The 19201-nt window shown below is 69.8% G+C and carries 18 protein-coding genes and 2 pseudogenes; 4 read left to right on the plus strand and 16 right to left on the minus strand.

What is annotated here, in order from left to right; translation table 11 throughout:
- Positions 1-93: 93 nt before the first annotated feature.
- Complete coding sequence (locus ABD999_RS06930; RefSeq protein ID WP_271275852.1) at positions 94-726, minus strand: ArsR/SmtB family transcription factor; 633 nt, start codon at positions 724-726, stop codon at positions 94-96.
- Between the two features lie 103 nt (positions 727-829).
- Between ABD999_RS06930 and ABD999_RS06935 the strand changes: the two genes are divergently transcribed.
- Both ABD999_RS06935 and ABD999_RS06940 read left to right on the plus strand, forming a co-directional pair.
- The gene (locus ABD999_RS06935; protein ID WP_271275853.1) at positions 830-2146 is read left to right on the plus strand and encodes an MFS transporter; all 1317 of its coding nucleotides are present in this window, start codon (positions 830-832) and stop codon (positions 2144-2146) included.
- A gap of 451 nt (positions 2147-2597) precedes the next feature.
- A complete protein-coding gene (locus tag ABD999_RS06940; RefSeq protein ID WP_271275894.1) occupies positions 2598-3635 on the plus strand; it encodes a peptidoglycan DD-metalloendopeptidase family protein in 1038 nt (345 codons plus the stop codon).
- Positions 3636-3779: 144 nt separating this feature from the next.
- Here ABD999_RS06940 and ABD999_RS06945 read toward each other — a convergent pair whose 3' ends face one another.
- Positions 3780-4331 carry a PadR family transcriptional regulator gene (locus ABD999_RS06945; RefSeq protein ID WP_271275854.1) on the minus strand — a complete coding sequence of 184 codons (552 nt, stop codon included), beginning with the start codon at positions 4329-4331 and terminating at the stop codon, positions 3780-3782.
- Between the two features lie 93 nt (positions 4332-4424).
- Between ABD999_RS06945 and ABD999_RS06950 the strand changes: the two genes are divergently transcribed.
- Positions 4425-5780 (plus strand): carotenoid oxygenase family protein, encoded by a 1356-nt coding sequence (locus tag ABD999_RS06950; RefSeq protein WP_271275855.1) that lies wholly within the window; start codon positions 4425-4427, stop codon positions 5778-5780.
- A gap of 366 nt (positions 5781-6146) precedes the next feature.
- Here ABD999_RS06950 and vph read toward each other — a convergent pair whose 3' ends face one another.
- Both vph and ABD999_RS06960 read right to left on the minus strand, forming a co-directional pair.
- Positions 6147-7007, minus strand: a complete 861-nt coding sequence (vph, locus tag ABD999_RS06955) for a viomycin phosphotransferase (protein WP_271275856.1) — start codon at positions 7005-7007, stop codon at positions 6147-6149.
- Positions 7008-7060: 53 nt separating this feature from the next.
- Positions 7061-7243, minus strand: a pseudogene (locus ABD999_RS06960) (IS630 family transposase); the annotation flags it as partial.
- Between the two features lie 266 nt (positions 7244-7509).
- Between ABD999_RS06960 and ABD999_RS06965 the strand changes: the two are divergent.
- Positions 7510-7998 carry a hypothetical protein gene (locus ABD999_RS06965; RefSeq protein WP_271275857.1) on the plus strand — a complete coding sequence of 163 codons (489 nt, stop codon included), beginning with the start codon at positions 7510-7512 and terminating at the stop codon, positions 7996-7998.
- A 7-nt stretch (positions 7999-8005) separates the two neighbouring features.
- Here the strand turns inward: ABD999_RS06965 and ABD999_RS06970 are convergent.
- The 12 genes and pseudogenes from ABD999_RS06970 to rimM all read right to left on the minus strand — a co-directional run bounded on the left by ABD999_RS06970 (position 8006) and on the right by rimM (position 19164).
- Positions 8006-8822: pseudogene (locus ABD999_RS06970) on the minus strand (IS5 family transposase).
- Positions 8823-9134: 312 nt separating this feature from the next.
- Positions 9135-10016 (minus strand): tyrosine recombinase XerC, encoded by an 882-nt coding sequence (locus tag ABD999_RS06975; protein WP_261808791.1) that lies wholly within the window; start codon positions 10014-10016, stop codon positions 9135-9137.
- 389 nt (positions 10017-10405) lie between these two features.
- Positions 10406-12475 carry a DNA-processing protein DprA gene (gene dprA / locus ABD999_RS06980; protein ID WP_333485694.1) on the minus strand — a complete coding sequence of 690 codons (2070 nt, stop codon included), beginning with the start codon at positions 12473-12475 and terminating at the stop codon, positions 10406-10408.
- Positions 12476-12501: 26 nt separating this feature from the next.
- Positions 12502-14181 (minus strand): YifB family Mg chelatase-like AAA ATPase, encoded by a 1680-nt coding sequence (locus tag ABD999_RS06985; protein ID WP_271275858.1) that lies wholly within the window; start codon positions 14179-14181, stop codon positions 12502-12504.
- Entirely contained in the window at positions 14182-14535 is a 354-nt protein-coding gene (locus ABD999_RS06990; protein ID WP_148033772.1) for a YraN family protein, read from the minus strand. It abuts the gene before it with no gap.
- Between the two features lie 173 nt (positions 14536-14708).
- Positions 14709-15032, minus strand: a complete 324-nt coding sequence (locus ABD999_RS06995; protein WP_026215037.1) for a DUF2469 domain-containing protein — start codon at positions 15030-15032, stop codon at positions 14709-14711.
- A 39-nt stretch (positions 15033-15071) separates the two neighbouring features.
- On the minus strand, positions 15072-15740 hold the full coding sequence (locus ABD999_RS07000; protein WP_345482631.1) for a ribonuclease HII: 669 nt from the start codon (positions 15738-15740) through the stop codon (positions 15072-15074).
- A gap of 39 nt (positions 15741-15779) precedes the next feature.
- Complete coding sequence (gene lepB, locus ABD999_RS07005; RefSeq protein WP_148033774.1) at positions 15780-16370, minus strand: signal peptidase I; 591 nt, start codon at positions 16368-16370, stop codon at positions 15780-15782.
- Entirely contained in the window at positions 16370-17248 is an 879-nt protein-coding gene (lepB, locus tag ABD999_RS07010; RefSeq protein WP_219546585.1) for a signal peptidase I, read from the minus strand. Before lepB (ABD999_RS07010) ends, lepB (ABD999_RS07005) begins: the two co-directional genes overlap by 1 nt.
- Before the next feature lie 140 nt (positions 17249-17388).
- Positions 17389-17748 carry a 50S ribosomal protein L19 gene (gene rplS / locus ABD999_RS07015; RefSeq protein ID WP_148033776.1) on the minus strand — a complete coding sequence of 120 codons (360 nt, stop codon included), beginning with the start codon at positions 17746-17748 and terminating at the stop codon, positions 17389-17391.
- A gap of 136 nt (positions 17749-17884) precedes the next feature.
- Positions 17885-18664 (minus strand): tRNA (guanosine(37)-N1)-methyltransferase TrmD, encoded by a 780-nt coding sequence (gene trmD, locus ABD999_RS07020; protein ID WP_271275860.1) that lies wholly within the window; start codon positions 18662-18664, stop codon positions 17885-17887.
- On the minus strand, positions 18661-19164 hold the full coding sequence (rimM, locus tag ABD999_RS07025; RefSeq protein WP_148033778.1) for a ribosome maturation factor RimM: 504 nt from the start codon (positions 19162-19164) through the stop codon (positions 18661-18663). The genes trmD and rimM overlap by 4 nt, the downstream gene beginning before the upstream one ends.
- Positions 19165-19201 lie beyond the last annotated feature (37 nt).

The raw sequence follows: 19201 nt of genomic DNA on the forward strand, positions 1-19201 counted from the left end.
TGGCGCGATCCTTGGCGAGGCATGCGAAGTCGGCCTGGGTCCCAGGCCACCGAAAAGTCTACCTCCCGCGCCGCACCCGCCTGACCGATCAGGTCAACGCGGCCCGTCCGGACCCGGCGCCGCCCTGTCGTGGTCTTCGGTGGGCAGGCCAGGAACCGGCCTGCTGGAGCGTACGAACAGGTTGATCTGGGCCTCGGCGATCCGCGCGCCTTCCGGCGCGTCCTCCTGGCTCCGGCTGCTCGCCACGTACGGCTCCAGCAGTTTGCCGATCTCCCCGGCCAGGCGCGCCATCTCGGAGGCGTCGAGCCTGAGCGTCGTCCGGGAGAAGAGGGTGGCGTCGCGCCACTCCTCGGGCTCCTGCTCGACGGCGCTCAGCGCCCGCTCCACCTCGTCGTGGGCGTCGCGGCGGAGCGCGCGGATCAGGACGTTCTTGGCCTCGCGGACGTCCGGCCGGTCTTCGGGCACTACGCCGACCTGCAGGGCCGTGCCGATCGACCGCCACAGGCGCTCCCGGCCGTCGCCGCGCGGCGGCGCGTCCTCGACGAAGCCGTACTTGGCCAGCATCCGCAGGTGGTAGCTGGCGGCGCTGGGCGTGATGCCGGCGCTCTCGGCCACCTCGGTCGCGGTGGCGCTGCCCTCTATGCGGAGCCGGCTCAGGATCGCCAGCCTGGCCGGATGAGCCAGGGCCCGCATCGCCTTCGGGTCGCTGAGCCCTTCCGTGTCCATGCGCCCAAGGTACCGCGATCAGATCTGAAAGATTGCCTTCAGAACTCTGAAGGATTACTTTCATAGTCCTAAAGGGTTTCTTTCACATCTTGGAGTTCGACGCATGAACCCGTCCGTACCGCTGCGCCGGCAGCGCGACTACCGGCTGCTCTGGTCGGCGCGCACCATCTCGATCACCGGCTCGGAGGTCTCCAAGCTCGCCGTGCCGCTGACCGCGATCACCTTGCTGGCCGCCTCGCCCTTCCAGATGGGCGTGCTGACGGCCGCCGCCTCGGTGCCCGCCCTGCTGTTCGGCCTGCACTCGGGCGCGATCGCCGACCGCCTGCGCCGCCACCGGCCGCTCATGATCGGTTGTGAGCTGGTGTCCTGCGCCGCCGCCCTCACCGTGCCGCTGGCGTGGTTCCTCGGGGTGCTCACGATCCCGTGGCTGATCGCCGTCGCCCTCGTGATCGGCACGGCGGCGGTGCTCTTCAGGTCCGCCAACTTCCCGTACGTGGCCGCGCTCGTCCCTCCTGACCAGAGGACCGCCGCGATGGCCGGGTTCAACGCCTCCTACTCGGTGGCGTCCGTGGCCGGGCCCGGGCTGGCGGGCGTGCTGGTGCAGGTGCTGACCGCGCCGCTGGCCGTGCTGGTCGAAGGCATCTCCTTCCTGGTGTCGGCGCTGCTCCTGCGGACGATCAGGACGCCCGAGAACCGGCAGCCCGCCCCCTCGCGCGGCCTGTGGCGTGACGTGGTCGCGGGCCTGCGGGTGAGCGTGACCCAGCCTGTGCTCCGCGCCCTGCTGGGGGCCGGGGTGACGATCAACTTCTTCGCGATGGCGTACGTGGCCGTGTCGATGCTGTACATGCTGCACACCCTCGGAATCCCGAAGGGCCTGATCGGCCTGCTCACCGCGCTCGGCGGCGTCGGGGGTCTCCTGGGCGCCTGGGCGGTCACCCGCCTGGCCGAACGGTACGGCGAGAACAAGGTGCTGCTGGGTTCGGTGCTGTTCTTCCCTCTGGAGATCCTGGCCGTCGGCCTGCTGGACGGGCCGCTGTGGTGGAAGGTCACCGTGCTCGCCCTGACCGGGACGGCGACGGGCGGCATCGTGGTGGCGTTCGCCTCGTGCATGAGCGGGATCATCCTGCGCGACACGGCCGAGGAACTGCGCGGCAGGGTCAACGCGACCATGACCTTCGCCGTCCAGGGCGTGATGGCGCTGGGCGGGCTCGCGGGCGGGGCCCTGGCCGAGGTGCTCGGCCTGCGTCCGGTGATCCTGGTGTGCGCGGTCGGGATCGCGACCGCCATCCTCTGGATCTGGGCCTCTCCCCTCCGCTCCCCGTCCTCGCGCCCCCCGTCCTACCGGCAGCCCGACTCCGTGCCGTTGAACTCCTCAACGCACCAGGAACGCCAGGTCACCAAGCGCCAGCCCTTGGTCTAGAGGCCTGCCGCCCGTCCATGAGGTTCGTCAGAGGACGGTCTGTTCCGGGCGAGACATATCGAGGACGGATCGTCTTGGGCGAGAGAGGGGGTCAAGGACGACCGTCCTAGGCGAGACAGGACGTCGAAGACGGACCGTCTTAGGCGGACAGGAGGTCAAGGAAGGACCGTCTTAGGCAAGACAGGAGGTTCATCAAGGACGGACCGTTCTGAGGCAAGACAGAACTCCCTTCCACGTACGGCGCCCTCTCCTCGTCCACAGCCCTGCCACCGCCCGCCGCCCTTGTCCACAGAACCGCGTTCGCCCCAGGACCGCCGCCCCGCTGAGCCGCACACTCACGTGCATGCCTCCCCGCATCGCCCTGGCCATCCCCCTCCTGGTTGTCGCCTTTTCCGCCGCCGCACCCCTTGTCTCGGCGAACGCCGACCCACACGTACCCGCCGCAGCGTCCATGCCCCGCGGCGCCCGCCCTCCCCTCCCCGCGCCCATCCGCGCCGGGACCCTCCTCGCACCACCGCCCGCGGCGACCCGTACCGCGCGTCCCCTCACCGAACCATCCGCAACCCACCGCACCGGGATCCCGTTCCGCACACCATCCGCGGCCCGTGGCACCGGGGCGCTGTTCGCCGCACCTGCTGGCAACGCCTGGCGATGGCCCCTGGACGGCATTCCCGAGATCCTGCGCCGTTTCTCCCCGCCGCCGGCCCGTTGGCTGGCCGGTCACAGAGGCGTCGACCTCGCTGCACCACCTGCCGCCCCGGTCCTCGCCGCGGGTGCAGGTTCGGTCGGCTTCGCGGGCTCAGTAGCAGGCCGAGGCGTCGTCACCGTCAACCACGCGGGCGGCCTGCGGACTACATACCTCCCGGTGACCCCGGCAGTCCGCCCGGGCGACCCGGTGTCAGCAGGCGATCTCCTGGGCGCCCTCGCCCCGGCCCCGCCGCACTGCTTGGAGTCCTGCCTCCACTGGGGGCTCCGCGACGGCCTGACGTACCTCGATCCCCTCCTCCTGCTGACCGGTACCCGCATCCGCCTCCTGCCCTATTGGGAGTCCGAACCTGCCACCGCGATCCCGGCCCAAATGCCGCCACCAGTCACCGCGGCCTCGGCACAACTGCCGCCACCGGCCACCGCGACCTCGGCCCGACTGCCACCACCCGCCACCGCGGCCTCGGCACAACTCCCGCCACAGGTCACCGCGATCTCAGCCCAGGTGCCGACACCGGCCGCCACCTCGTCAGCTCTGCCCACCGGATCCCCGAACCGGCTCCCGGCCTTCCTCCCCCGATCCGCCGCCACCCCGCCACCAGGCCCTCTCGCCCTGACGGCCCTCGCCGCCCTCCTCCTGCTCGGCCTCGTCCTCCGCCTGCTCCGTACGAGAGCCCGCAGGCGCCGATCACGGGGGAAGCACGCAGTCCGCCCTCCGGCCACCAGAGGCCAGCACAGAAAAGAGCCGGATCGCCCAGCCCCGGCAGCGAAGGGCGACAACTGAGCGAACAAGCGATGACCACGGCAACCCTCACCCAACAGCCACCATCACCCGGGACCCGCACGTGATCACAGGCAGAGAGACCCCGGCAGGACACCAACAGGCCCTGGCCATCCTCATCACCGACCGGATGATCGCCGGCGAGAGTCACCCCGAGGCTTTCATGCCCCCGTGGTCAACCTTGTCGAGCTCGCCGAGAGCCCAGACGGCCCAGTCCCGGGAGGCCTCGTACTGGCGCAGGCCATAGCCGGCGGCAAGCCAGCCGAGCTCCAGACGCCCCTCCGGGGAGATCGGCGTCTCGCCGGACACGATGTCCCTGAGCGGGGCGAGCTCCTCCTCACACCGCGCGGCGACCTCATGGAGGATCTTCCGGGCGTCGCCGGGATCGAGCGCGGACAGCAGGAAGAGCCTCAGCACTCCCTCGTTGCGCACCGTGCTGCCCTCCCACGGTTGGCGCAGCCACGCACGCAACTCCTCGAGCCCCGCGGCGGTGAGGGTGTGGACGCGGCGGCCCCGCGCGCCTTCCTCGGCACGCTCGACCAGGCCTTCGTCGACGAGACGGGCCAGCTCTGGATAGATCCGGTTGTGACCGGCCTGCCAGGCGTACCGGCCGAGGTCGCCCTCGAACGCCTTCGCCAGTTCGTACCCGCTCGCCGGCTGCTCCGCCAGCAGGCCGAGCAGTGCGTATTGCAGCGCCATGCCGCCGACCTTATCACTCCAATTGGACATGTCAGTATTGACATGTCCAATTGGATATGTAAAGACTGGTCAGCAGCATCGAGAGGAACCCACATGCCACAGACACCCGCCCACATGACCGGCCACCTGGCCCCGGTCCCCGACGAGATCGACGCCGCGGACCTGCCCGTGACCGGCACGCTGCCGCCCGAGCTCAACGGCCGCTACATCCGCAACGGCCCCAACCCGCTACCGGGAGAGCCGTCCGACCACTGGTTCCTCGGACACGGCATGCTGCACGGCGTACGGCTGCGCGACGGCCGCGCCGAGTGGTACCGCAACCGGTGGGTCCGCACGGCGTATCTCGCCGGCCGGCCGGAGCTCAGGCCGGACGGCACCCCCGACCTGTCCATCTCGGCCGCGAACACGCACGTCATCGGCCACGCGGGCCGCATCCTCGCACTGGAGGAGGGCGGCCTGCCGTACGAGGTCACGCCGGAGCTCGACACGGTCGGCGCGCACGACTTCGGCGGGCGGCTCACCACCGCCATGACCGCGCACCCGAAGCAGGACCCAGCGACGGGCGAACTGCACTTCTTCGGGTACGGCATGGTCCCGCCCTACCTGACCTACCACCGGCTCGACGCGTCAGGCGAGCTCGTTCACAGTCGTGAGATCACCGTCCCCGGGGGCACGATGATGCACGACTTCGCCATCACCGAGCACCATGTGGTCTGGCTCGACCTTCCGCTCACCTTCCGGCCGGAACTGGTCGGCAAGACCATGCCCTACCAGTGGGACGACGGATACGGCGCCCGCCTCGGCGTCATGCGCCACGACCGGCCCGACGCCCCGGTGCGCTGGTTCGACGTCGATCCCTGCTACGTCTTCCACGTCGGCGACGCTCACGAGGACGCGTCGGGCCGTATCGTCCTCAACGCCGTCCGCTACGCCCGCGCCGACTTCACCGCCCTTTGGAGCACCCCCGACATCACGGACGACCCGGCGGGGCCCGCCGCCGCTGCCGCCGCCTCCTCCGCCTCGGCCCTGCTGCACCGCTGGACGCTCGACCCGGTGACCGGCGTGGCCAAGGAGGAGACGCTCGACGACCGCTCGGTGGAGTTCCCGACACTCGACGACGAACGGGTCGGCCGGGGCGCGCGCTATCTCTACGCCGTCGCCGGCCCCGAGATCGTCAAGTACGACCTGTCGGGCGGCGAGGTCACCGGCCACGCCCTGCCCGAGTGGACGAGCACCGGCGAGGCTGTCTTCGTGCCCGCGACCTCCGGGCCCCGCCGTGAGGACGACGGCTGGCTGATCACTATCACCACCACCCTCGACGGGAACGCGTCCCGCCTCCTCGTGCTCGACGCCTCCGACGTCGCCGCCGGACCGGTGGCGACCGTCCACCTGCCACGCGGCGTGCCGACAGGCTTCCACGGCACCTGGTTCCCGGACGAGCCGTCCTAGGACCCCACGTCCAAGCCCGCCACGAGGTGTGCGATCGGCCCGAGGCCCTCGGGCCGATCGCAGACATCCTCCCGTCCCGGAAGGACCGGGATCCCACGGACGCCCGCGAGGGTTCCCCTTTCACAACCGGCCGACCGTGAAGGTTCCCGCCTCACAACCGGTCGCCCGTGAAGGCTCCCCCTTCACAACCGGCCGACCGTGAAGGCTCCCCCTTCACAGCTAGTGCTGTGACCGGAAACGATCACCGGGTTATTGCAGGCATGAGCTCCTTTGCAGAGGCTCGTCCGCGTCTTCGGGGATCGGGTGCTGTCCGTCAACACCAGTGAGGGGAGTAGACGACGATCACGGTGGCGCCGGGGGACGGATTCAGCGGTAGCCGATCAGGCCGTCCGCTAGTTGTTCTTCGTCGCCGTCCCGGTGCGCGGATAGAGCCTGCTGCAGGGCGAAGGTTGTGCGAATGATGGCGATGCGGGTGGCCATCGTGCTGTCCGTCCAGCCGCCCAGCGTCAGTACCCGATTCAAGAAATGCGTGCCGTAGCCGGCCTCAACGGCCGCAAGGTCCTCCGCGGGATCACCGATCGTGACCTCATCCCAATCGATCACCCCGCTGAGCACGGGCAATCCGTCATGGCACTCCCATAGGACGTTCTCCGCACCGAGATCACCGTGGACCACCGCATCGGTGATGTGGGGAAGGCCGTCGAGCGCCGCGAGCTCTCGCTCGGCTCGTCGACGCCCGCCATCGGACATGAGCCCGAACAGTTCGGCGCGGACGTCGGCTGCGAACTGCCGCCATCGATCTTGCGGTGCCGGCAGGGCCGCTCGCACGTTCTCCTCAGTGCCGATCCTGGCCAACTCGGTAAGCAGCGTGACGTACTGCGCCGCCGCGGCCTCGGCCACCGGGGGGTCTTTGAGTGCTTCGACCTCCAGCGGGGCTCCGGGAACGCGGCTGAGGACCAGGAACTGCGGCTGGTCTGTGCCCTGAGTGTTGCTCTCCGGCAGTGGCCGAGGCGTGCGGAAGCCGAGATCGAATCCGGCAAGCAGGCGCAAGACAGCGGCCCTGCGCGGCAGCCGGGTGGCCGCAGCCTCGGTGCGAGGCAGGCACACGACACGGTCCGCGCCGATCACTACCTGGTGGAATTGTCCTTGGCGGACGGTGAGATCCTCCGGTTGGGCCGCCGGCAGTAGTCGGCTCAGCAGCGCGGGATTCGTCTGCAGGATCTGCATGAGGTGCGAACGGTCCTTTCCTTCAGCGTGGCGAGAGTACCGAGCGGGTGGTATGCGGCGGATGCCAGCGTTCGGCCACCCCCGCGGATGCCTTTCTCGCCGCGGATACGGGCGCGTTCGCGTCGTTGCGTGGCCAGCACGTCGGGATGACGAGCGTAAGCGTTGCGCCAGCGCAGGTAGGCGTACAGTGCGCGGGTCCGCACGGTGTGGTTGGGATGGTCGCAGTTGGCCAGGGTTGGTTCTGATCGCTGGTTCAGTGTCTTGGTTGTCGCCACCGAACCAGCACACCACCGAACCGTGCGTTGTCGTGCCGCGTTTCAACGGCGGCCCGCTTAGAGGTCCTAACGGAATGAGTCTTGACCGGCTGTGCATCCATACTTCGATGCCGATCGAGATGTCTGGAGCCTAGGTTCCGTTCCTAAGCCGTTGTCGGTTTGCGCCGGGTCGGGGTCAGTGAGTGTGTCCCGTCCGGCCGTGAGACGCGTTGAGCTGGAGGCCGTAGATGTCCGATGAGATTCCGACCACTGATGATCGTGAACCGGCGCTGGTCGTGTCGTTGATGATCGATTACGTACTCGACCTGGCAGCGACGTGGACAACGTGGGACGGTCACCCGGTGCGCGCCGGTGATCGGATCTACACCCCGCACAAGGCAATCCGCCGAGTCGCCGATCACCTCATCGATCATCTCGCCGAGGTGGACGCACGGCTGGCTGGCAACCCCACGATTCCTGATCGCTGGCATGCGTCAGCGAGCACAACTCCTGGCGATCTGGCGCCCTTCACTGACCAGGACCTGGACGAGGCCAAGAGCCGGCTCACCCGGCTCAGCCAGATCTGGACCAACCGATTGAGCGCGCTCACCCTAGACCAGCTCGACCGATCGCCCGGCGCGGGCTGGACATTCCGACAGATAGCGTTCCACCTGGCAGGCTCGGCGTACTACGCCGACGCCGTGGGGGACCTATCGGCGGTTGGATCCGATCGCTGACTTGTTATCAGCTGCTCGTGAGCCGTCGCCAGCAGATGATCGCAGCGGCGAGGGTCATGAAGGCTTCGTGGATGTCGTCGCGGATCGCCCAGCGGATGCGCAGGCGGCGGAACCAGTGCAGCAGGGCGATCGTCTGCTCGATTACCCAACGATGTGCACCCAGGCCGGAGCCGTGCCCGGTACCCCGGCGGACGATGACCGGCTTGACGCCTGTGGCCCACCACATCCGGCGGTACTTGTCATGGTCGTAGCCCCGGTCGGCGTACAACGCCTTCGGGCGTTGACGTGACCGGCCGCGCCGGTTACGTACCGGCGGGATCGACCGGAGCAGCGGCATGACCTGGGTGACGTCGTTGCGGTTGCCGCCGGTCAGGCTGAGGGCGAGCGGGATGCCGTTGCCGTCGGCGATGACGTGGTGCTTGGAGCCCGGCTTGGCACGGTCGACCGGGCTCGGACCCGTTTCGGGCCACCCTTCAGCGCCCGGATGTGGGAGCTGTCGATCACCGCCTTGGACCAGTCCAGCTTGCCCACGGTATGCAGTTCAGCCAGCAGGAGTTCGTGCAGCTTCTGCCACACCCCGGCCTGATGCCAGTCCCGCAGTCTCCGCCAGCAGGTCATCCCCGAACCGAAGCCCAGCTCTTGAGGCAGGAACTCCCAGGGATACCGGTGTAGAGCACGAACAAGATGCCCGACAGGACCCTCCGGTCATCCAGGCGCTTGCGGCCCGGATGATCAGTACGGCGCGGCACGACCGGCAGCAACGGTTCGATTCGAGCCCACAGCTCATCCGAGATGATCCACGGTGGCTGCTCGCCCTTCCTCATACCGGTGATCAACCTGAGAGCGATCACCAGTATTCCTAGATCATTTTGTTTGGACTTCTTAGCGGCAAATCGTCTGCCCCTGCCCTGCCGCGCAGAGGTCCGCTTCCTCCCCCACATGAAGACGGCGTTTTCAAAGAGAACTGATGAGATCTCCGGTAGGCGGTCGGTCAAGACGAACCACCTGCCGAGGACTTTCCATCGGCAAACACCAGTACTCAAAACCAGAGCCGGCACCTGTGACACGAGCGGCGACGCGAACGCTCGGGGGCAGGAACCAGAGCGGAGACCGCGTGGCGGTGCGGTGCCCGGTGGTCAGGCTCGGGGGTGGGCCTGGTTGTAGGCGCGGCGGAGGCGGTCGATCGAGACGTGCGTGTAGACCTGGGTGCTGCTGAGCGAGGCGTGACCGAGGAGCTCCTGGACGCTGCGCAGGTCGGCCCCGCCTTCGAGCAGGTGGGTCGCGGCGCTGTGCCGCAGCCCGTGCGGCCCCATGTCAGGAGCACCTTCCACCTGCCGCACCCGGGCGTGGACCACCCGCCTGACCGTGCCCGCGTCGATCCGCCCGCCGCGCACCCCCAGGAAAAGCGCCGGCCCGCTCCCCTCACGCATCAGCAGGGGCCTGCCGTGCACGCACCACCTGTCCAGCGCCTGCAGCGCCGGAGCGCCGAACGGCACCGCCCGCTCCTTGCGCCCCTTGCCCAGCACCCGCACGACCCGCCGATCCCGGTCCACGTCGTCGACGTCCAGCCCGCACAGCTCGCTCACCCGGATCCCCGTCGCGTACAGCAACTCCAGCATGGCCTGATCGCGCAGATCCTTCGGCTCCCCGGTGGGTGACGTGTCGAGCGCCTGCCGCGCCTGTTCCTGATCGAGTACGGCGGGCAGCGCGCGTGGGGCCTTGGCCGTGCCCAGTAGCAGTCCGGGATCGTCGGGGAGCCACCCGCGCCGATGGCAGAAGGCGGTGAACGTCCGCAGGCACGCCGTCCGCCGGGCGAGCGTGGCGCGGGCCTTGCCCTCGTCATGTTGCGTCGCCAGCCATCCCCGCAGCGCGCTCACGTCCAGGCCGTCGATCGTGCCGCCGAGGTGTTCGAGCAACGAGGTCACGTCACCGGCATAGGCCCGGACCGTATGCGGCGAGAGGTCCCGCTCGAACCGCAGGTACGACTCGAACTCCCCGATCACGTCGTTGACGTCCACAGCGCCTCCACCGTCAGCCACCCCTCAATCTTTCCCCATGGCGATTACTCCCCTCCTTCCGAAGAGAGCGCTTCTCGCTCGATCGCTCCCGTGATGTCGCGAACGCAAACCCTGAGACCTGGTGTTGACCCCTGGCCGACTGGCCCATCCGGGCTCACCGCCCAGCACCGTTCAACGAGAGTTCGATCCCACGCATCGTTGGCACGCCGCCGGCTCCCGCATTCCAGCGATCTCCCAGTCCCCCGTCCCGATAGGGAGAACCTCAGCGATCGCCTGCTCGGCGGCGCAGTGGTCATCGAGTCGCCTCAGGCGGTGCCGTGGCCGTCACAGGAGGCGACGCCCAAGGCGAACATGAGCAGCGATCCTGACCCCCGCGTGACCGCGTGCGCTCATTCGCGAGCCGGTCGTGGTCGCGGGATCAGGCCTCCGGGATCAGCGCACTCCTCCGACGAAGCGGAAGGCCCGGCCAACGCACTCGGACAGGCCAGCGTCTCCGGAACAGCGCCTGCGATCTCTTCCGGGCATACCGAGGACTCCGACCGCGAACCCCGATCCAGAAGCCCACCCACCCAATCGGAGGATTCCGACGCCCCGCCCGCAGCCGCCCCCAGACCAACCGAGGACGCGCATCCCCTGGCCGAGGGCTGTCCCGCCCAGTCCTGCGACGCCGGAGCCTGCACAGGACACTCCCCCACACGGACCGACGCCCCAGCCCCAAACTCCGCCGAACCGACCGGCAATGCCGAAACACGGGAGGGAGCCCTACCCATATGCGCTGACGACGAGGCCCCAGCCGGAAACGCCCCCGAGCTGACCGGCGTCGCGGAGGCATGCACAAGACACTCCTCCGCACGGACCGATGCCCCAGTCCCAGGCTCCGCCGAACTGACCGGCGAAGCCGAAGCCCGCACAGGACACTCCCCCGCACGGGCAGACGCCCCAGTCCCAGGCTCCGCCGAGCTGACCGGCGTCGCGGAACCCTGCACAAGAGACTCCTTCGCGTGAACCGATGTCCCAGCCGCGAATTTCCCCGTGCTGGCGGGTGATCCCGGACCGTGGAAGGAAGGTCCCTCCGTGGGGGCCGATAGAGCCGGTGCACCTACCGCCGCCGAGCGGGACGACGGCTCCGATCCCGCCGGTTCCGTCGGCACGCCGCCAGGGTCGCGGTCGACGGGGACGGACGACACCACCTCTGGGAGCTCATCACGTACGCCGGAGTTGCTCCCCAAGGACGCTTCCCTGGGCGGATTCGGTACGACGCCGAGGTCGTCGGCGGCTGCCGCCGGGGTGGACCGCGGAAGGGCGGGTTCGGCCTTCGGGTAGATCGGTGAGACCGGGCGGCGGGCGCGCCAGCCGCCGGCGGTGCGTTCGATGTAGCCGGTGGCCGCCAGGGAGCCCAGAGCGCTGAGGGCCGTGTTGAGGTCCACGCCGGCGGTCACGGCGATGGTGGCGGGGCCCGCGCTGATCCGGGCCGGGACCGCGTCCAGGACGCGTTTGGTCTGCTCCGGCAGAGAGTCCCGGGGAAGGGCGGGGGCCCGCAACGCGGGGGCGAGGTCGTCGCCCATGACGCCGACGAGTTCGATCATCTCCTCCGGGGTCGTCACGCAGACGGCCTTGCGTTCGCGCAGGAGACGGTGGCAGCCGTCGGACAGGGCGGAGGTGATGGGGCCGGGGACGGCGCCGAGATGCCTGTCGAGCGTGAGGGCGTGGCCGGCCGTGTTGAGCGCGCCGCTGCGCAGGGCTGCCTCCACAACCAGGGTGCCTCTGGACAGGGCGGCGATGACGCGGTTTCTGATCAGGAAGCGGGACCGGGTCGGCCGGACGCCCGGCGGGCATTCGCTGACCAGCACGCCCCGGTCGCGGGCTCCGGCGAACAGGGAACGGTGCTCCGCCGGGTAGCAGTAGTCGACGCCGCAGGCCAGGACCACCACCGTGGGGCCTCCGGCGGCCAGCGCTCCCCTGTGGGCGGCGCCGTCGATGCCGAATGCGCCGCCGGACACCACAGTCCATCCGGCCTCGCTCAGCCCGATGCCGAACTGGGCGGCGACGTGGACGCCGTAGGAGGTGGCGGCTCGCGCGCCGACCACCGCGACCGAACGCAGGCAGGAGAAGCGCAGGTCGGCCGTGCCGTGAAGCCAGAGGCCGAGCGGGCGGCCGGAGCCGAGCGCGTCCAGCTGGGTGGGCCATTCGGCGTCGCCGGGGATGACGAGCCTGGCGCCTGCCCGCTCGCCCGCCTCCAGGTCGGCCGCGGGGTCGCAGGCCGCCAGGCGGGCGTGCCAGCTCTGGAAGCGGCCGGCCAGCTCTTCGGCGAGGGCGAACCCGGGTGGCGCGGCCCTCTCCCGTACGGCTTGGAGCGCTTGGACGGCGCCCAGGTGGGACACGAGGGCGCCCATGACGGTGTCGCCGGCGTCGGCGGCGCGCATGAGGGCGGCTCTCGCCTCGTGATCGGGGGTGCTCATGGTGATCCTCCGGTGGCGGATGGCTGTCATGGATTGAGGCCGAGCCAGAGGGCCAGCGCGGCCGAGGTCTCGTCCTCGTCGGGGCGGGGCTTGCCCGCCAGGTCAGCGAGCGTCCAGGCGACGCGGACGACACGGTCGAGGCCGCGGGCGCTCAGGGAGCCGGAGTCGAGGCAGCTCGTCATGGGCTTCATGGCGGCGTCTGACGGCCGGAACCGGGAGTGCAGGGCCGCGGAGGGGACTTCGGCGTTGGTCCGCCATGGCGTGCCGATGAGGCGTTCGGCGGCGCGGGCGCGGGCCGCGAGAACGCGCCCTGCCACGGTCTCGCTGGTCTCGACGAACTGCCGGTCGGCCATCAGCTCGCGTCTGGACGAGCGCGCCACGGTGACCTTCATGTCGACGCGGTCGAGGAGCGGGCCGGAGAGCCTGCTCAGGTAGCGGCGCCGGGTGGTGGGCGAGCACTGGCACTCTCCGCCCTTGTCCTGCGGTTGGGCGCACGGGCAGGGGTTGGCCGCCAGCACGAGGATGAAACGCGCGGGGAAGGTGACGGAGCCGATCGACCTGGACACGGTCACCTGCCCGGACTCCAGCGGCTGCCGCAACGAGTCGAGCACGTGGGAGGGAAACTCGGGCGCCTCGTCCATGAACAGGATGCCCCGGTGCGCCAGGGAGACCGCGCCGGGACGGACGACCGAGCTGCCGCCGCCGACGATCGCCGCCGCCGTGGCGGTGTGGTGCGGGCTGATGTACGGCGGACGGAAGACCATGGGGCTGTTGGGCGGGAGCGCGCCGGCGACGGAGTGGATGGCCGTGACCTCCAGGGCGTGATCGAGCTCCAGGTCGGGGAGCAGCGTGGGCAGGCGCTCGGCCAGGAGGGTCTTGCCGGTGCCGGGCGGGCCGAGCATCCACAGGTTGTGGTTGCCCGCGGCGCAGACCTCCAGGGCGCGCCTGGCCATGGGCTGGCCGACCACGTCGGACAGGTCGACGTGCGGCTGGACGGGCGGGGACGGCCGCGAGTGCCCGGACGCCCCGAAGCGGTCGGGCGTCCCGGCCGGCGTCAGGGGGTGGCCGTGCGCCCCGAAGCGGTCGGGCGTTGCGGCCGACGTCGGAGGGTGGGCGGGCGCCCCGAAGCGATCGGGCGTCCCGCCCGGCGTCGGAGGGTGGGCGGGCGTCTCGATCGACGACGGGAAGTCGTCCGCGCGGAGCCACTCCACGAGGCGGCGCAGGTCGGGCACCGGGATCACCCGCACGCCCGGGACCAGGGCGGCCTCCGCGGCGTTGGCCGCCGGGACCACGACGGTGATGTCGTCGCCCTCCTTGGCCGCGCTCAGCACGGACGGGAGCACGCCGCGCACCGGGCGGAGGCGTCCGTCGAGGCCGAGCTCGCCGAGGAAGAACGGGCCCGCAATGCGGCTCGCCGGGACCACTCCGGCGGCGCCCAGGATGGCCACCGCTATGGACAGGTCGAACTGGCTGCCGCGCTTGGGGACGCTGGCGGGGAACAGGCTGACCGTGATGCGGGCGTCGGGCCACGGGAAATGACTGTTGACCATGGCCGAGCGGACCCGCTCTCTGGCCTCGCTCAGCGCCGCGTCGGGCAGCCCGATGAGGTGGATGCCCGCCAGGCCGTTGCCGACGTCGGCCTCCACCTCCACCGAGCTGCCCGTGACGCCGACCAGGGCGACGCTGCGGGTGCGTGCGACCGCCATCTACGACGCCCCCCGCACGTGGCGCAGGGAGTAGTCGCCCGCGAAGCGGTCCAGGGCGATCACGTCGATCCTGACCGTGGCGTACGTGCGCGACTCCGCGGCCAGCCATTTGGCGGCGAGTGCGCGCAGGCGGGCCAGCTTGGCGGGGCGCACGGACTCCAGCGCCGTGCCGTGCGACATGCTCGATCGGGTCTTGACCTCGACCACCACGAGGGTGGGGCCGTCCTCGGCGATGATGTCGATCTCGCCGTGGCGGCAGCGCCAGTTGCGCTCGATGATGGTCATGCCCTCGGCACGCAGGTAGTCGGCGGCGAGTTGCTCGCCGTGCCTGCCGAGTTCGTTCTTCGCGGCCATGTGTGCCACCTCCGGGCACTGACCTTCGCGCACGGGGGCCGCCGCGTCCGGCCCCGAACGTGGCTCTGGGGACAGCGGGGGTGAGCGCGGGCGCCCTGTGGACAACCAGAAGACCCGTAGATACGACGAAGGGGCGCGAACAGCTCGCGCCCCTTCGTCAATCTGTCACGCCGCTAACCGGAGAAGCCCTCCTTGGGCATCTCCAGGTCGGCCTTGGCCAGCTCTTCGACGTTGACATCCTTGAACGTGACCACACGGACGTTCTTCACGAACCGCGCGGGCCGGTACATGTCCCACACCCACGCGTCCTGCATCTTCACGTCGAAGAACACATCGCCGTTCTCCGCCGTGCGTACGTCCAGATCGACCGAGTTCGTCAGGTAGAACCGCCGCTCCGTTTCCACCACGTAGGTAAACAATCCGACGACATCGCGGTATTCGCGGTAAAGCTGCAGCTCCATCTCGGTCTCGTACTTTTCGAGATCCTCTGCGCTCATCGCGGTCCTCCTGTCGTACCGGTCCCCCGGCGTGCCTGATCAGGCAACCCCGGCCCCCATTTCATTCTCGCCCATCCCCCTAGCCACCGTGACGAAGGAGTAACGGTGGTGCGGGCACGGGCCGTGCGTTTCGAGTGCGAGGCGATGCTGTGGCGTGACGTACCCCTTGTGCTCGGCGAAGCCGTAAAGCGGGAACTCCTCGTCGAGCGCGGCCATCAGCCGGTCCCTCGTCACCTTCGCCACTATCGACGCGGCCGCCACGCAGGCGGCCACCTGGTCCCCCTTCCAGACCGCCAGCGAAGGCGCCGGCAGACCCGGAACCGGGAAGCCATCGGTGAGGATGTATCCCGGATCGCAGGCCAACCGCGCGACCGCCCGCCGCATTCCCGCCACGTTGCACTTGTGGAGCCCCCTGGCGTCGATGACCTCCGGAGGGATGACGACGACGCCGACGTGCGCGGTGGCGAGGATGAGGTCGTGCAGCCGCTCCCGCACGGCGGGTGTGAGCAGCTTGGAGTCGCCCAGCCCCTCGATCGGCTTGCGCAGGATGACGGCGGCGACGACCAGCGGGCCGGCGCACGCGCCACGTCCGGCCTCATCGACTCCGGCGATGGGAGTGAGGCCGCGGCGGGCCAGCGCCCGCTCGTAGGCGTAGAGCCCGGAATCACGCCGGACCACGCTCGGTCGAGGGCGGAACGCTACTGTCATGACACTGGAAGCGTACGCCCCATCCGGCGCAAACCGCGACTACTCGACCCGTGCGAAGCTGTCAGGCTTCGTGAAGATCGTGCCGCGTCCGAGCGGCCAGTAGCGGACGACCGCCGTGCCGATGACGTCGTCGACCGAGATGAAGCCGCCCCCGGGCTCCTCCATGTGGCTGCGCGCGTCGGCGGAGGCGCTGCGGTGGTCGCCCATCAGCCAGAGCTTGCCCTCGGGCACCTTGACGTCGAACTCGTCGCCCGAGGGGTAGTCGTCGGGGTAGAGGTAGGACGACTCGTCGAGCGGCTTGCCGTTGATGGTGATGCGCCGCTTGGAGTCGCAGCACTTGACCTGGTCGCCGCCGACGCCGATCACCCGCTTGATGGTGTCTTCGCCGTTCCAGCCCTTGAACACCACGATGTCGCCGCGCCCGGGCGGCCCGGCGAGCTTGTTGACGAACACCCGGTCGTTGATCTTGAGGGTGTTCTCCATCGACTCCGAGGGGATGTAGAACGATCCGACCACGAAGGCCTGCAGCAACAGGGCGATGCCGATCCCCGTGATCAGCAGGAGGACGGTCTCCCGGAAGCCGCCCTTTTTCTTCTTCTCCAAGGACTCCGCCTTCTCGGTGGCGGCCATCAGCGCTTACTCCGCAGCCAGCGCCTACGGACCAGAACCAGGGGGACGGCCAGCGCGAACCCGGCGACCAGCGGTGTCGCGCCGCTGAGCGCCTGGAGCGCGGGCTGTGCGAACGTTTCGGGGATGGGGATCGTGGTGGCCCGGGAGAACGGCCAGACGATGACGAAGGCCCGCCCGATGACCTGGCTCTCGGGGATGGACCCGCCGCCGGGATCGCCGGTGTGGGAGCGCGAGTCCATGGAGACCTGCCGGTGGTCGCCCATCACCCACAGGTGGCCGGGCGGCACGTCGGTCTCGAACTCCTCACGCGAGGGCAGGTTGCCCGGGTAGAGGTACGAGCTCTCGTCGAGCGGCACGCCGTTGACGGTGATGCGCTGCTGCTTGTCGCAGCACTCGACGTGGTCGCCGCCGACGCCGATGACCCGCTTGATGTAGTCCTTCTCACCGGGCACGATGCCGAACGCGGTGCCGACCCACCGGAAGAAGCCCTCGACGGGGTTGCTCGGCTCCTCCATCTGGAACTCGCCGTCCCAGGAGTTGACGCCGGAGAAGACCACGACGTCGCCGCGCTCGATGTCGCGGGTGTGGTAGACGAGCTTGTTGACGAGGACCCGGTCGTTGGTGAGGAGGGTGTTCTCCATCGACTCGGACGGGATGTAGAACGCCTGGATCACGAAGGTCTTGATGATCAGCGCGAGGGCCAGTGCCACGACGACCAGGACGGGGAGCTCCTTCCAGAAGGAGCCCTTCTTTTCCTTCTTCTGGTCTTCGTCGGGCTTCCCGCCTTTTGCCGGTTGGTGAGTCTCTTCGGCGACCACGTCCACCTCGTCCTCGACAGGGCGGCGCGACGCGCCGTACTCCTGGCTCTCGCTAGTCATCGGTGATGAGCCTAGATGATGTGTCGGCTCGGCAAGCCTCGACCGACGTTACACCGGGCACGAGTCGCTCCACATAAAGGGAAGGCCCCCGCAAAGGCGGAACGGCCCGCCCCACAGGGCGGGCCGTTCGGACGCCGGGCTCACTTGACGGGCGTCTCACGCTTCTCGCGGATGCGGGCCGCCTTGCCGCGCAGGTCGCGCATGTAGTAGAGCTTGGCGCGGCGCACGTCGCCCCGGCTGGCCACGACGATCTTCTCGATCACCGGGCTGTGCACCGGGAAGGTGCGCTCGACGCCGACGCCGTAGCTGACCTTGCGGACGGTGAAGGTCTCGCGGGCGCCGCCGCCCTGACGGCGGAGCACGAACCCCTTGAAGACCTGGACGCGGGAGCGGTTGCCCTCGACGACGCGTACGTGGACCTCGAGCGTGTCACCGGGACGGAAGTCCGGGACGTCGCTGCGCAGGTTGGCCTTCTCAAGCTCCTGGATCTTCGTGTGCATGAGAGATGCTTCCTCAAGTCTCGCGAGCACGCGGAGGTCCACCCGGCCTGAGCTCATGGCGGACGCGCCTGCTGATTCGGTGAACCCGGGAAGCTTCCCGGGCATGCTGACCAACCACATGGCAGTTGGCGACGCTTCAGTTTGCCACATCTTCCGGAGGGACGCGAAACGCCAGCTCGTCGAGGAGCCGCCGGTCGTGCTTGTCGAGCGTCTCGGCGTCGATCTCCGCGAGCAGCTCGGGCCGGGTCGCGACCGTACGGCGGAGCGCCTGGTCACGGCGCCATCTGGCGACCTTGCCGTGATGCCCGGACAGCAGCACGTCCGGCACCTCGTGACCCCGCCAGACGGGCGGCTTGGTGTAGACCGGGCCTTCAAGCAGGTTGCGCATGGCCCCGGGCGCGAAGGAGTCGTCGACGGCGGAGCGGACGTTGCCGAGCACGCCGGGCAGCAGCCGGCCGATGGCCTCCACCATCACCAGCACCGCCACCTCGCCGCCCGCCAGCACGTAGTCGCCGATGCTCACCTCGTCGACGCGCAGCCGCGAGCCGTACTCGGCCATCACCCGGGAGTCGATGCCCTCGTAGCGGCCGCACGCGAACAGCAGCCATTCCTCCCCCGCCAGCTCCTGGGCCAGCTCCTGGGTGAACGGCCGCCCGCTCGGCGTCGGCACGATCATCCGGGGCCCGCCGTCGCCGATGACGTCGTCAATGGCCTCGCCCCACACCTCCGGCTTCATCACCATGCCGGGGCCGCCGCCGTAAGGGGTGTCGTCGACGGTCTTGTGGACGTCGTGCGCCCAGTCGCGGAGCTGGTGGACGCGGACGTCGAGGGTGCCGCGCTCGCGGGCCTTGCCGATCAGCGAGACGCCGAGCGGCGCGAAGTATTCAGGGAAGATCGAGATGATGTCGAGCCTCACAGCAGGCCTTCCGGCGGATCGACGACGAGCTTGCCGCCCTCCAGATCCACGACGGGGACCAGCGCCTTCACGAACGGGACGAGCGCCTCCTCGCGGCCGCCGCCGCGCCGCACCACGAGCAGGTCCTGGCCGTGGTGGAGGACGTCGGCCACCTCGCCGACGGTCTCGCCGCCGGTGGTCTCGACCGTGAGCCCGATGAGCTGGTGGTCGTGGAACTCGTCGGGGTCGTCGGACGGCTCGACGTCCGAGGAGTCGATGACGAGCAGGGTGCCGCGGAGCTCCTCGGCGCTGTCGCGGTCGGTGACGCCGGCGAGCGAAAGCAGCAGCGCGCCCTTGTGCCAGCGGCTGCTCTCGATCACCAGCGGCCCGCGCTCGGGCGGGTCGGTCGTGAGCGCGTTGCCGACGGCGAAGCGCAGCCCCGGATCGTCGGTGCGCACCTCCACGGTGACGTCACCGCGCACTCCATGGGCACGGCTTATCCGGCCGACGACCAGCTGCACGTGAACCTTCCCTCTCCACAACCACGAGCGCCCCCAC

It is taken from the genome of Nonomuraea ferruginea (assembly GCF_039540635.1).
Lineage (GTDB): Bacteria > Actinomycetota > Actinomycetes > Streptosporangiales > Streptosporangiaceae > Nonomuraea > Nonomuraea ferruginea.

Coding starts and splice junctions, on each gene's coding strand:
- ABD999_RS06930 (WP_271275852.1), bottom strand. CDS start 726: ATGGACACGGAAGGGCTCAGCGACCCGAAGGCGATGCGGGCCCTGGCT.
- ABD999_RS06935 (WP_271275853.1), top strand. CDS start 830: ATGAACCCGTCCGTACCGCTGCGCCGGCAGCGCGACTACCGGCTGCTC.
- ABD999_RS06940 (WP_271275894.1), top strand. CDS start 2,598: ATGCCCCGCGGCGCCCGCCCTCCCCTCCCCGCGCCCATCCGCGCCGGG.
- ABD999_RS06945 (WP_271275854.1), bottom strand. CDS start 4,331: ATGGCGCTGCAATACGCACTGCTCGGCCTGCTGGCGGAGCAGCCGGCG.
- ABD999_RS06950 (WP_271275855.1), top strand. CDS start 4,425: ATGCCACAGACACCCGCCCACATGACCGGCCACCTGGCCCCGGTCCCC.
- vph (WP_271275856.1), bottom strand. CDS start 7,007: ATGCAGATCCTGCAGACGAATCCCGCGCTGCTGAGCCGACTACTGCCG.
- ABD999_RS06965 (WP_271275857.1), top strand. CDS start 7,510: ATGTCCGATGAGATTCCGACCACTGATGATCGTGAACCGGCGCTGGTC.
- dprA (WP_333485694.1), bottom strand. CDS start 12,475: ATGAGCACCCCCGATCACGAGGCGAGAGCCGCCCTCATGCGCGCCGCC.
- ABD999_RS06985 (WP_271275858.1), bottom strand. CDS start 14,181: ATGGCGGTCGCACGCACCCGCAGCGTCGCCCTGGTCGGCGTCACGGGC.
- ABD999_RS06990 (WP_148033772.1), bottom strand. CDS start 14,535: ATGGCCGCGAAGAACGAACTCGGCAGGCACGGCGAGCAACTCGCCGCC.
- ABD999_RS06995 (WP_026215037.1), bottom strand. CDS start 15,032: ATGAGCGCAGAGGATCTCGAAAAGTACGAGACCGAGATGGAGCTGCAG.
- ABD999_RS07000 (WP_345482631.1), bottom strand. CDS start 15,740: ATGACAGTAGCGTTCCGCCCTCGACCGAGCGTGGTCCGGCGTGATTCC.
- lepB (WP_148033774.1), bottom strand. CDS start 16,370: ATGGCCGCCACCGAGAAGGCGGAGTCCTTGGAGAAGAAGAAAAAGGGC.
- lepB (WP_219546585.1), bottom strand. CDS start 17,248: ATGACTAGCGAGAGCCAGGAGTACGGCGCGTCGCGCCGCCCTGTCGAG.
- rplS (WP_148033776.1), bottom strand. CDS start 17,748: ATGCACACGAAGATCCAGGAGCTTGAGAAGGCCAACCTGCGCAGCGAC.